At 62.8% G+C, this 12,666-nt stretch carries 11 protein-coding genes; 2 read left to right on the top strand and 9 right to left on the bottom strand.

Annotation, left to right across the window (positions count from 1 at the left end; genetic code table 11):
- On the top strand, positions 1 to 1,009 hold a 1,009-nt coding region (locus G3N95_RS37915), incomplete at its 5' end, for an MFS transporter (RefSeq protein WP_205975207.1).
- Between the two features lie 96 nt (positions 1,010 to 1,105).
- Here the strand turns inward: G3N95_RS37915 and G3N95_RS37910 are convergent.
- Both G3N95_RS37910 and G3N95_RS37905 read right to left on the bottom strand, forming a co-directional pair.
- The gene (locus tag G3N95_RS37910; protein ID WP_205975206.1) at positions 1,106 to 1,378 is read right to left on the bottom strand and encodes a hypothetical protein; all 273 of its coding nucleotides are present in this window, start codon (positions 1,376 to 1,378) and stop codon (positions 1,106 to 1,108) included.
- A 149-nt stretch (positions 1,379 to 1,527) separates the two neighbouring features.
- A complete protein-coding gene (locus tag G3N95_RS37905) occupies positions 1,528 to 1,965 on the bottom strand; it encodes a DoxX family protein (protein WP_205975205.1) in 438 nt (145 codons plus the stop codon).
- A 313-nt stretch (positions 1,966 to 2,278) separates the two neighbouring features.
- Here G3N95_RS37905 and G3N95_RS37900 point away from each other — a divergent pair, with 313 nt between their 5' ends.
- Positions 2,279 to 3,001, top strand: coding sequence for a DeoR/GlpR family DNA-binding transcription regulator (locus G3N95_RS37900; RefSeq protein WP_205975204.1), 723 nt, complete (start codon positions 2,279 to 2,281; stop codon positions 2,999 to 3,001).
- Positions 3,002 to 3,911: 910 nt separating this feature from the next.
- Here G3N95_RS37900 and G3N95_RS37895 read toward each other — a convergent pair.
- From G3N95_RS37895 to G3N95_RS37865, 7 genes are all read right to left on the bottom strand, one after another.
- Complete coding sequence (locus G3N95_RS37895; protein ID WP_205975203.1) at positions 3,912 to 4,958, bottom strand: ABC transporter permease; 1,047 nt, start codon at positions 4,956 to 4,958, stop codon at positions 3,912 to 3,914.
- Position 4,959: 1 nt separating this feature from the next.
- Positions 4,960 to 6,492: a sugar ABC transporter ATP-binding protein gene (locus G3N95_RS37890; protein WP_205975202.1), complete on the bottom strand. Its 1,533-nt coding sequence runs from the start codon at positions 6,490 to 6,492 to the stop codon at positions 4,960 to 4,962.
- A 77-nt stretch (positions 6,493 to 6,569) separates the two neighbouring features.
- On the bottom strand, positions 6,570 to 7,574 hold the full coding sequence (locus G3N95_RS37885) for an autoinducer 2 ABC transporter substrate-binding protein (RefSeq protein ID WP_205975201.1): 1,005 nt from the start codon (positions 7,572 to 7,574) through the stop codon (positions 6,570 to 6,572).
- A 100-nt stretch (positions 7,575 to 7,674) separates the two neighbouring features.
- A complete protein-coding gene (locus G3N95_RS37880) occupies positions 7,675 to 8,694 on the bottom strand; it encodes an ABC transporter permease (RefSeq protein WP_205975200.1) in 1,020 nt (339 codons plus the stop codon).
- 50 nt (positions 8,695 to 8,744) lie between these two features.
- Complete coding sequence (rbsK, locus tag G3N95_RS37875; RefSeq protein WP_205975199.1) at positions 8,745 to 9,704, bottom strand: ribokinase; 960 nt, start codon at positions 9,702 to 9,704, stop codon at positions 8,745 to 8,747.
- Positions 9,705 to 9,709: 5 nt separating this feature from the next.
- Positions 9,710 to 10,180, bottom strand: a complete 471-nt coding sequence (locus G3N95_RS37870; RefSeq protein WP_205975198.1) for an RbsD/FucU family protein — start codon at positions 10,178 to 10,180, stop codon at positions 9,710 to 9,712.
- Positions 10,181 to 10,260: 80 nt separating this feature from the next.
- Entirely contained in the window at positions 10,261 to 12,657 is a 2,397-nt protein-coding gene (locus tag G3N95_RS37865; RefSeq protein WP_205975208.1) for an aldehyde dehydrogenase family protein, read from the bottom strand.
- Positions 12,658 to 12,666 lie beyond the last annotated feature (9 nt).

Here is a 12,666-nt window from a genome sequence, read left to right as displayed (position 1 = left end):
GTTCGGCTGGCGGGCGATCTTTCTCGTCAATCTGCCGATCTGCGCGCTAGGGCTTGCCGCGACGTTTATGTGGGTGCCGCTTTCGCCGTCCACAGCAGCTTTTAGCGAAGCGCCGGAGCGCTCAAAAGAGACCCCGGTCGCGCGCGGCATCGATCCCGTCGGCCAGCTGCTAGCGATCGTCGCGCTGACGGCTTTCACAGGCGCCGTGATCGAGTGGCGCCCGCTCGGACTCATGCATCCGCTCGTCGGCGGCGGCTTCGTGCTCGCGCTGATCGCGGCGGCCGCGTTCATCGTCACCGAGCGGCGCGTGCGTACGCCGATGCTGCCGCTCACCTTCTTCGGCAACCGCACGTTCAGCGCGGCCGTGCTGTTCGGCATCTGCGTGAATCTGACTTACTACGGCGTGGTCTTCGTGCTGAGCCTGTATCTGCAGCATGCGCGCGGCGAGACGGCGCTGCAGGCCGGTCTCGCGTTTCTGCCGCTGACAGGCGGGTTCCTCGTGTCGAACGTCGCGAGCGGCTGGGTGGTCGGGCGCTTCGGCGCGCGTGTGCCGATGATCGCGGGCGCGATTACGGCGGCGCTCGGTTACGGGCTGCTGCATTTCGCCGATGCCGCGTCGCCGCTCTGGGCGCTGCTCGTGCCATTTCTGCTGATTCCGTCCGGCATGGGACTCGCCGTTCCCGCGATGACGACAGCCGTGCTCGCATCCGTTGACCGGCAGCGCGCGGGCACCGCATCAGCCGTCCTCAACACGGCGCGACAGGCGGGCGGCGCGGTGGGCGTAGCGGCATTCGGCGCGCTTGCTAGCGCGTCGGATGCGGCGGGCGCAGCGGGCGCGGCGCACGTCGTGGCAGGTCTCCATTCGTCGACGCTGATCTCCTCGTGCATCCTGCTATGCGCGCTCGGACTCGCATGTCTCGTGCATCCGGAGGCGCACGCTCAAGACTCGTCGGATCACCACGCTCGCAACGGCCGCAACGGCACGCGGCCCGCCAGCGCCAGCAAATAACGCACGTGGACCGCCACAAAAGCACGACACCCACGACGCGCCTGGCATCGTGGGTGTCGTTCTGTGCGGCTCGGTGTGAAAAAACTGCGGCATGTATTACAGCGACGTCTCCTGAATGACGCCCGTATCGAGCGCCTTTTCGATAAGCCCGTCGTTCTGCACCTTGCGAATCGCGTCCGCGACGAGCTTCTCCGGCTCTTCGATTTCCGCCTTGATCGAGCTGATCAATCCGGCTGCGTCGAGGATCACCAGCGTTTCAGCCGACTCCGCGCGGCTGATGATCACGCGATGCGGCATCGGCCCTTCGCCGATGCTTGCGCAGAACTGCATGACCGTGCCATTGATCGTTTGGTCAAAAGCTTGAATCATCGCGTGCTCCTTTTAGTCGAATTGGCTTGCCTGGTGCTGCGTGTGGAGTGCTGCACGAATGATGCCCGCTCTGGAGAAAGGGTCGCGATGGACGGGTATCGGGGCAAGTTTCGCGCATTGCGCATCGCACGCCGCTGCACGCGCAACGATCACAGGCTGCTGCCGAGTCCGCTGCGCGGCGAACGCGCGCCGTCGATGCTGATGCGTCCCGCGCCCGTCACGAACAGCAGCAGGAAGCCGCCCGCGATGCCGAGGTTCTTCCAGAAATGGATGATCATGTCGCGCTGAAGGGTGGCGTCGGTGATGTTCCAGAAGTCGTGTCCGAGCACGGCCGTCGCAATCGTGTACGCGGCCATGAACAGGCCGAGCGGGCGGATCTTGAAGCCGACCACGAGGAAGAGGCCGCCCAGCACCTCAACGGCCGTCGCGATCGGCGCGGCAATCTGCACGAACGGCACGCCCTTCGATTGCAAATATCCGACGAAGCCCGCGTAGCCGAGCAGCTTCATCACGCCGCCCCACAGAAAAAGCACGGCAAGCGCGAGGCGGGCAAGAAGAATTACGCCGGAATCGACGGGACGCGTCATGGATGTGGCTCCTGATTTGAATTAAGCAGAAGACCGGGCCGCACGTCATCAGTTCCCGGGCGCTGCAGTCAGAATAAGTGGAATGTCCCGCTTTTCCAAGGCGATCGACATAAGCTGAATCTGACGCGATCCGAGCTTGATCCGCCAAAACACAGACGCTGATGCCCACGGGACACGAAAACCCGCATTGCCCATTGATTGAGCAAATTCATCGACAAGCAGGTGCAGGGCCTTGTTATAATCCTCTCAGGAAATCGAACAAAATCTAACGCGCCATAGTCTTGCTCAACATCGCGTTCAAGAGACCATCCCCATGCTTAAAACTGAACGTCTGCGCGTGCTTGCCGATGCGCTGGCCAAACAGAGCGTGATGCGCCTGCGCGACGCGGCGACGCTCCTGGGCGTATCGGAGATGACGGTGCGCCGTGACATTGCTGCGAGTCCGGGGCACTTCACGTATCTGGGCGGATATATCGTCAGCGCGACGGACGTGCCGAATACGGCCGGCTATTCGCTGGAGGAGGAAAAGGATCATTTCGCGCAGGCCAAGGCGGAGGCATCGGCTATTGCGGCGAAGCTGATCGGCAACAATGAGACGTTGTTCATCGATTGCGGTACGACGCTCACTACGTTCGCCCGGCTGATTCCTAACGATCTGCATGTGACTGTCGTGTGCTATTCGTTGAATGTCGCGGAGATTTTGCGGCGCAAGCCGAATGTGCGGATGATCTTGCTCGGCGGCGTGTATGTGCCTTCTTCGGATTCGTTTTCGGGCGAAGAAAGTATTGAAGTGCTGCGGCGCATGGGGATCAACAAGGCGTTTATTTCCGCCGGTGGCGTTGACGATGCACGTGGCGTCACGTGCTGGAACTTTCACGAAGTCGCTTTGAAGCAGGCCGCTATGGCTAGCGCCGTCGAAAGCCATCTCGTTGTCGATAGCAGCAAGTTTGGTGTGGTTAAGGCTGTGCGGTTTTCTAAAGTCGAAGAGTTCACTTCCATCATCACTGAAGAGGGACAGCGGGTGTCCAGGAAGTAAATCTGGTTTTTTTGTTGTCTGCGACGCAGTCGTCGTTCTGGCCTTCTCGGTGCGGGCTTCGCCGTTTGGGTTTTGGCTCTGCCGCTTTCGCTGGCATCCGCGGTTTGCCTTCGTGATTCATGCGTCGCCCCTGTGCGGGGCGGCACTTACTTCCCTTCTCGGTGCGGGCTTCGCCGTTTGGGTTTTGGCTCTGCCGCTTTCGCTGGCATCCGCGGTTTGCCTTCGTGATTCATGCGTTGCCCCTGTGCGGGGCGGCACTTACTTTCTTTGCCGCCGCAAAGAAAGTAAGCAAAGAAAGCGGGCTAACACCGCCAGCCCTTGTTCTTGCCTGCGGGCCCCCATCGGGTCCCGCACTCCACACGGCAACACATCGTTTTGCGCCCGTTGCCAGCGCCTCGAACAGGCGCATCACCCACTCCAGTCACCCGTAGCGCAGCCAGCGGCAGCGAACGGTTTGCGCCGCCCAGGTGGCAAACTGTGTGTAGGTTGTCGCACCCTATGCGTTCGCGCTCCTACGACACCGATCCCGCTTTTTAGTCCGGAGTGGTGCACTTCCATCGCGACGGCCTACACACAGTTTGCCACCTGGGCGGCGGTGGCCGTCTGGTAACGCAGGCCGTGATGCGGCAATGTGAAGCGGGTGATGCGTGCAGCTAGCACGCTGGCAACGGGCGCAAACAAACGCGTTGCCGCGTGAAGAGTAGGAACAGTCGGGGGCCCGCAGGCAAGCACAAGAGCTAGCGGTGTGAGCGGCTTTCTTTTGCCTACTTTTCTTTGCCGCGGCAAAGAAAAGTAGGTGCCGCCCCGCACAGGGGCAACGCTAGCAAACCAGAGCAAAACGCGGATGCCAGCGAGTAAAAAACCAAAAAACCAGAATGGCGACTAGCGTCGAAGACAAAAAAAGCAACCCCTACCCCTTCCGCTGCAAAGCAAACAAAGTCCCAGCAACAAGAATAAACGCACCGATAATAACTTTCTGCCAGGTACTAGGCACCCCAACGAGAATAAGCACGCTGTTAATCAGCGTAACGAGCACGACGCCAAGTAAGGTCCCTGCCACAGTCCCAGTGCCACCGGTAATCCTCGCACCACCAAGAATCACAGCAGCGATCACATCGAGTTCAGTCCCAACGAGATCGAACGGATTCGCAAGCCGGTTATTCGACACATGCAGGATCCCTGCGATCCCAGCGAGCATCCCCGTATAGCCAAACACAAAAAGATGAATGGCACGCAGGTTATACCCAAGCCGTTCGGCAATCGCGAGACTGCCGCCCATGGCATAAACGCCGCGCCCCATCATCGTGCGATTCAGCAGCCACCATGTCACCAGAGCAGCAAGAACGAGCGCGATCACCGATGCCGGCAACACCGCCCGCAAACCATCCGCCGTGTGATAGAAAAACAGCGGAATGCGCCCGAAGTGATCCATGCTATGCGGAATGTTCATGAAGAACGTCGTGCCGACGAACGTCAACAACACCCCGCGATACAAATACTGCGTGCCGATCGTCACGATCAGCGAAGGCGCCTTCAGCCTGTGCACCAGCAACCCGTTGATCACACCAAGCACAATCCCACCCAGCGCACCGACAATCAATATCAACGCAAACGGCGCATCGGGCCACCACGCGAACACCGCCTTCGTGATCGCATACATCGTCAGCGCGCCGATCGCCGTGAACGACACGTCGATGCCGCCCGACGCCAGCACGACAAGCGTGCCGAGCGCAAACAGCGACATCGTCGTCGCCGAGTGCAACAGATCGAACAGCGTCGCGAGCTGGAAGAAGCGCGGATTGATCGCGCCGACGATCACGGACGTCACGACGATCAGCGCCGCAGTGAACCACTCCGGGTTACGCGAGAGCTTCGCGCGCCATGTGGGCGGCTTCACCTCGGGCGCGATTTCGACGACGTTGGGGGTAGTCATGGTTCGGTTCATGATGGACGACATCTCATGCAGCCTCTGACAACAGAGCGTGATAAAGCTCCGCTTCGTTCAACTGGTCCGCGTGATATTGATTCGCCACGCGACCTTTCTTCATCATCAGAATGCGATCGCAGTTCTGCAGCAACTCGGGCAGGTCATCGCTGATCAGGATGATGCCGATGCCCCGTTGCGACAGCTTCTGCATGATCCGATAGATGATGTCCTTCGAGCCGACATCCACGCCGACCGTCGGCCCATGCAATATCAGCACGCGCGGATCGATCGCCAGCCAGCGCCCGATCAGCACGCGCTGCTGGTTGCCGCCCGACAGCGACTGCACCGGCTTGTCGACGCCCGGCGTCGCGATCTGCAAGTCCTTCACCGTCTGCTCGGCAAGTTGCTGCGCACGCGCCCGGTCGATCTGTCCAAAGCGGTCGCGCAAACTCGAAATCATCGCGGTGATCACGTTGTCGCGAATCGGCTTGTCAAGGAATAGCCCTTCATTCAGGCGATCTTCCGGCACATAGCCGATCCGATGGTTCTTCGCATCCGACGGCGTGCGCGACACGATGGACTTGCCTTCGAGCGTCACCGTGCCGCTCCCGGCAGGCGCCACACCCGCCAGCGCGCGAGCAAGTTCGTTGCGACCCGAATCGAGCAGTCCCGTGACGCCGAGAATCTCGCCGCGATGCAGCGCGAACGACACATCGCGAAACTGCGTGCCGCGCGTATAGCCCTTTACATCGAGCACGACTTCCTTGCCGACTTCCCCTTCGCGATATCGCTCGCTGGACAGATGACGTCCCGTCATCAGTTCGCTGATCTGCGTCTTGGTGTAATCGGCGATCGGGCCTTGCGCCATCTTCTGACCGTCGCGCAGCACGATCACTTCGCCGCCGATCGCATAGCACTCGTCGAGCTTGTGGCTCACGAACAGCACGGTCACACCTTGCGCGCGCAGATTACCGAGTACCGCGATCAGGTTGTCCACTTCTTTCTGCGTGAGCGACGTGGTCGGCTCGTCCATGATGACGAACTTCGCTTCGCTCGCAATCGCACGCGCAATCGCGACGAGTTGACGCGTCGCGAGCGGCAACTGTTCGATCAGCGTCGCCTGAAATTCGGCATCGCCGGGCAGACCGACAGCTTCGAGCGCTTTGGCCGCCGTGCGCGCAAGCGCCTTGCGGTCGAACGTGCGCGTGAGGCGCCCGTTGTGCTCCGCCAGCTCGGACGTCAGCGCGACGTTCTCCGCGACGCTCATGTTCGGCAGCAGCGACAGATCCTGATAAACCGTCTCGATGCCCGCCGCCAGCGATTCAAGCGCCGAGAGCCGCGCATGACTCGCGCCTTCGATGATCAACTCGCCCTCATCGGGCGGCTGCGCACCGGAGATGATCTTGATGAGCGTGCTCTTGCCGCAGCCGTTTTCGCCGAGCAGGTGATAGATCTGCCCGCGCTCGAACGACAGACTCACACCGCGCAACGCATGCACGCCCGTGAACCGCTTGTGTACGCCGACGACTTGCAGGAACGGCGTGGAGGATACGTTTTGATTCATGCTGAAAAGCCGTGCTCCAGATGAAATCGAAGCGTGCGGGCCTTCCTATGCAAAGGCCGCACGCCGTCATGCAACGATCAGAAGTTGTATTGCTTGTAGTTCGACTTGTCGACGTTCACCCAGCCCTGGCCGCGCACGATGATGCCCTTGCCCGGACCTTTCTCGACCGTCACCTTCGTATAGCCCGGAATGCCGAGGTCCGCGCCGTTCTGGACGGTCTTGCCGTCGACCAGCATCTGCGCCACCTTGTTCATCGCGAGACCGGCCAGCTTCGGATCCCAGAACGCGATGCCGTTCACGGCGCCGCTTTCGAGGAACTTGCCGGCTTCCGTCGGCAGGCCCGTGCCGTACACGCAGATCTTGCCCTGCAAGCCCGCTTCCTCGACGGCGCGGCCAATGCCGATCACGTCCAGCGAAGACGAGCCCTGGAAGCCCTTCAGGTCGGGATGCTTGCGCAGCACTTCCTTCGCGACTTCATACGCCTTCTCGCCGTCGTTGTTGGTTTCGAGCTTCGGCTCGACGAGATTCAGCTTCGGATACTTCGCCTTCGCGTTGTTGATGCCGCCATCGGCCCATTGCACCTGCGAGCGGCTGCCGAGCGAGCCGACCAGCACGGCCCACTTGCCGTCCTGATGCATGCACGATGCAAGGCGCTCGTTCAGGCCCGCGCCGTACGCGGAGTTGTCGAACGCCTCGATGTCGACCATCGTGTTCTTCGCGTTGTCCGCTTCATGCGTGACGACCTTGATGCCGCGATCCATCGCTTTCTTCAGCGCGGGTTCGAGCGTCGGCGGATCGTACGGAACGACGGCGATGGCGGTCACTTTCTTCGCGATCAGGTCTTCGATGATCTTCAGCTGCTGCGCGGCGTCGGCACGGCCAGGGCCCGTCTGATACGCCTGCACGCCCGGATTGTCCTTCGCGAACTCCTTGACGCCTTCGTCCATCCGGTTGAACCAGTTGATGCCCGTCACCTTGACGACCGTGACGATCGTTTCGTTGGTGGCGGCCTGCGCAGCGGCGATCACGCCAAGCGCGAGTGCGCCCGTTGCGAGGGCAGCGCTCAGTCGGGTCAGTTTCATGTGTTCGTCTCCTTTGCCTTTGGTCGTTTGGTGTCGCCCCTTCATGGCACGTCGGCGGAAATCCAGGGCCCCGATATCCGCTAAAACCGTTGCTGCCGCGCTAGCGTCTCTGGTTCGGCTGCGCGAAACCGAAGATCGCGCGCACGCGCTCGCCGCCCGCAAACGCGAGCGACAGCAGCAGCAGGAAACCCCATGCGCAATCGCCGAAGAACTGCGATACGCCGAGCAGATTGAAGAAGCTCGACAGGAACTGCAGCACCGTCGCCGCGAAAAACACGCAGACGATGCGGCCATATCCGCCCGCCGGATTCACGCCGCCCATCACGGCGATCAGGATCGCGATCAGCAGATACGAATTGCCGTAGTCCCACTTCGCGCTCGACGTATGCGTGACGCTGATCAGCCCCGCTAGCGACGCGAGGATGCCGCACATCGTGTACGTGAGAATCAGCATCCGCGCGCGCGGAATGCCTGTGTAGAACGCCGCTTTCGGATTCGTGCCCATCAGATAGAGCCGCAAGCCGAACGGGCTGCGCCGCAGCAGCCAGCCGAGCACGACGACCGCCGCGATGAAGATCACGAATGAGACGGGCACCTGGAACCATGTGCCGTTGCCGATATCCGAGAGCGGCTCGACATAGTCGACGTGCACCGACGCGCCGTTGCTCAGCACGACCGCGCAGCCGGTGAACAGCAACTGCGTGCCGAGCGTGCAAAGGATCGGCGTCAGGCGCAGACGCGCGATCACGACGCCGTTGATGAAGCCACCGATCGCACCCATGCAGACGACGATCGCGCAGAACACCCACGTATAAAGCATCGGCGAATCGTCGCCGCTGATGAACTTCGGCACGATCAGCGCCGCGACCATGCCCGACAGGTTCGCGAGCCCGACGCCGGAGAGATCGATGCCGCCGTTGCCCGACACCATCGACAGCATGATGCCGAGCGCGAGCAGCCCGAGTTCGGGCAACTGTCCGCCCATCGACTGGAGGTTGTCGAGCGAAACGAACTGGCCGTGCGAGATCCACGTCGCGACCAGCACGACGAGCACGTTGACGGCCAGCAGAAAGTTCAGTTGCCGATCGCGAAAGAGGCCGGCGGAAAGCGAGGACTTCATGTCGAGACGAACTCCTTCATACTGCGCGCCGCATCGGGCGGCGCACACGCTCAATGCGTTGAAAGCGGATGACCTGCCTGCGCCAGCACTTCGTTGACCTCGGCGAGCATCGGCATCGAAGGCGCCGTGCCGGGCCGCGTCACCGAAATGCCCGCCAGCGCGCAACCGAAGCGCATCGCCTCGACGGGATCCGCGCCGCGCGCGAGCGCCGCGGCGAAACCGCCCGTGAAGCCGTCGCCCGCGCCCGCCGTTTCAACGACGCGTCCGCACTGGAACGCAGGCACGAACACCGATTGCCCAGCCGAATGCAGCAACGCACCCGCTTCACCCAGCGTGACGATCACGTTGCGTACGCCCTTTTTCAGCAGCACATCAGCGGCGCGGCGCGCATCGTCCACATTGCGGACTTCGATGCCGGTAAGGGCAGCCGTCTCCGTTTCGTTCGGCGTGATGTAGTCGCACAGCGGAAAGATGTTGTCGTCGAGCGGTAGTGCGGGCGCGGGATTGAACACCGTCGTCACGCCATGCTTGCGCGCGATTTCGAGACCGCGTCGCGCAGCGGAAACCGGTTGCTCGAGTTGCGTGACGAACACGCGTGCCGACGCGATATCGGCCTCGATCGCGTCGACGTCGCCCGCGTTCATCAAGCCTGCCGCACCCGATGCGACGATGATCGCGTTCTTGCCGGTGGTGTCGTCGACGAAAATGTGGGCCGCGCCTGTGGATGCGCCGTCGATCACCGACGCGCGCGCCGTGATGCCTTCGGCGTCCCACGTCGAACGCGCGATTGCGCCGAATGCGTCATTGCCGATCCGCGTGACGAACACCACATCGGCACCCGCGCGCGCGGCCGCGACGGCCTGATTCGAGCCCTTGCCGCCCGGTCCCATCTTGAACGCATTGCCCGCGACCGTTTCGCCGATCAGCGGCATACGGTCCGCGCGGAACGTGAGGTCGGTTACATAGATGCCGAGAATGACGACGCGGCCTTCTTTCTGTTGCATGACCATCGTGTTCATCCCTTCGCAGCAGGTGCGTCCGGCGCGAGCAGCACGCCCTTCTTGAAGACGAAGCAGCCATAGCCGCGCTGCTCGCCCGTCGCGATCACGCAGTACGCTTTCTTCGCGCGCGCATAGAACGCAAAGCGCTCAATGCCGACGAACGGCACCTCGCGCCCTTCGGCCCTGTTCACTTCGGCTTGCGCTTCGCGCTGCACGGCGGGAATGGTATTCGGTTCGCCGACCACTTCCATGCGCAACGCAGGATCGTCGACGAAGGTATCGAGCGGCAACACCGACAGCACCGCGCGAATCGCGCGCGGCGCATCGACGCCGTCGAGCCGCAGCAGCTTGCCCGTGACGGACTCCCGCGCGACCGAGTCGCCCGGAAAGTTAGCGTCGCAAATCACCAGTTCGTCGCCGTGGCCCATCGCACGCAGCGCGTGCAGCACATCGGCGTTCAACAGCGGGTCCAGATTCTTCAGCACGTTGTCTCCTCCGTTATTCGGTTGGCGCGCTTATGGTTCGTTCGGATCCGGCAGGATCCTGTCAGGCGATCAGAACACGATCAGTCGCCATACGGTATCCAGATGTTCTTGACTTGTGTTGCATGGCGCAGAAACGCCGGGCCTTCGCTCGATGCGTCGAACCAGTCGAACGCGTGGCCATGATCGACGAACGTGCGCTTCAGGTTGCCCACCGACTCGCGTTCGGCCAGAGCCGAATCTTTCGCGGCGCCGAAGCACCACAGCGCATCGACGTCGTCGTGTTCCGCGAGCGCCGACAGCAGCGGGCCGCGCTCTCCCGTCACGATGTTGAGCACGCCCGCAGGCACATCCGACGTCTCGACGACCTGATAGAAGTCGGTCACTGTAAGCGGACTCGTCGAACTCGGCAAGACGACCACGCGATTACCCATTGCGAGCGCAGGGGCGATCAGCGAAACGAACGACAGCAGCGGCGCTTCATCCGGGCACGCGACGCCGATCACGCCGAGCGGCTCGTTCATCGCGAGCGCCACGCCGCGCAACGGCGGCGCATGCACCGCGCCGTCGAACTTGTCGGCCCATGCAGCATACGTGAAGAGCCGCGTCACTGACGCATCCACCTCACGGCGCGCTTCGGCCTCGCTCACGCCCGTACGTTTGACCAGTTGCTGCGCGAATTCATGCGCGCGCACGGCAAGATTTTCCGCGAGGTAGTAGATCACCTGGGCGCGGTTGTGCGCGGTGGCCTGCGACCACTTCTGCGCGCCGCGCGCGGCTGCGACGGCATTGCGGATGTCCTTGCGATTGCCATCGCCGACTTCGCCGACGATCTCGCCATCGGCGCCATACACGGGCAGCGTATAGCCGCTGTCGGGCCGCGCCTGCTTGCCGCCGATGAAGAGCTTCGCGGTGCGGTCGATAGCGAACACCTCGGCACCCTGTTGCGCATCATGCGACGGCGACGACGAGATCACACGATGCACCGGGCGACGCGCTTCGCGCGCAAGCCACGCTTTCGGCTTCACGTATTCGTAGATGCCTTCGCGGCCGCCTTCGCGCCCATAACCCGACTCGCGATAACCGCCGAAGCCGACGGCCGCGTCGAACAGATTCGTTGCGTTGATCCACACGACGCCGCACGCAAGGCGCGGCGCAATGTCGAGCGCGCGACCGATCGTCTCGCTCCAGATGCTCGCGGCGAGGCCATAGCGCGTGTTGTTCGCGAGCGCGACGGCTTCGTCGGGCGTGCGGAACGTCATCGTCACGAGCACGGGGCCGAAGATTTCTTCCTGCGCGAGCGTCGATGCGGGCGCAACACCCGTGACGAGCGTCGGCGGATAGAAGCAGCCGTCGGCAGGCACGGCCGCTTCCGCCGATTGATAGATTTCGCAACCTTCGCGACGCCCCGCTTCGACGAGCGACGCGATCCGCTCCAGTTGCACCTTGTCGACGATCGCGCCGAGATCGATGCTCTTGTCCAGCGACGGACCGACACGCAAGGTCGCCATGCGACGCTTGAGCTTGTCGATGAAGCGCTCCGCGACACCTTCCTGCACGAGCAGACGCGAGCCTGCGCAGCACACCTGTCCCTGGTTGAACCAGATCGCGTCGACGACGCCTTCCACTGCACCGTCGAGATCCGCGTCGTCGAACACGATGAACGGCGACTTGCCGCCCAGTTCGAGCGTGAGCGACTTGCCCGTGCCCGCCGTCGCCGCGCGAATCAGGCGGCCCACTTCCGTCGATCCTGTGAACGCGATCTTGTCGACGCCCGCATGTTCGACCAGCGCGGCGCCCGTGCGTCCATCGCCCGTCACCACGTTCAGCACGCCCTTCGGCAAGCCCGCGCGCTGCGCGAGTTCGGCGAACAGCAGCGCCGTGAGCGGCGTATATTCGGCCGGCTTCAGCACGACGCAGTTGCCCGTCGCGATCGCGGGCGCGATCTTCCAGGCGAGCATCAGCAGCGGGAAATTCCACGGCACGATCTGGCCGATCACGCCGAGCGGCGCGAAATCCTTGAACTCGCTGTCCTGCAACTGGGCCCAGCCTGCGTGATGCAGAAAATGCCTTGCTACAAGGGGGATATCGATGTCGCGCGTTTCGCGGATCGGCTTGCCGTTGTCGAGTGCTTCGAGCACCGCGAACAGGCGGCTGTGCCGCTGCACCATCCGCGACAACGCATACAGATGCCGCGCACGGCCTGCGCCGCCCAGCGCGAACCATGCGGGCTGCGCAGCGCGCGCGGCAGCGACGGCGGCGTCGACATCCGCTGCATCGCCCTGCGCGATGTCCCCGAGCAACTCGCCCGTCGCCGGTTCATGTGATGCGAAGCGCGCGCCCGCTGCGGGCGCGCGCCATCCACCGTCGATGAAATGACCGAACGTCGCGTCATGCTGCGCGAGCCACGCGCGCGCGGGCTGATCGTCCTCCGGTGAGGGACCGTACTCCATCGATGAAAAATACTCGGCTACGCTCATGGGATCGAT

This window comes from Paraburkholderia sp. Tr-20389 (assembly GCF_017104565.1).
Lineage (GTDB): Bacteria > Pseudomonadota > Gammaproteobacteria > Burkholderiales > Burkholderiaceae > Paraburkholderia.
The sequence above is the reverse complement of the archived record's forward strand: the minus strand, read 5'-3'. Positions and strand labels throughout refer to the sequence as shown.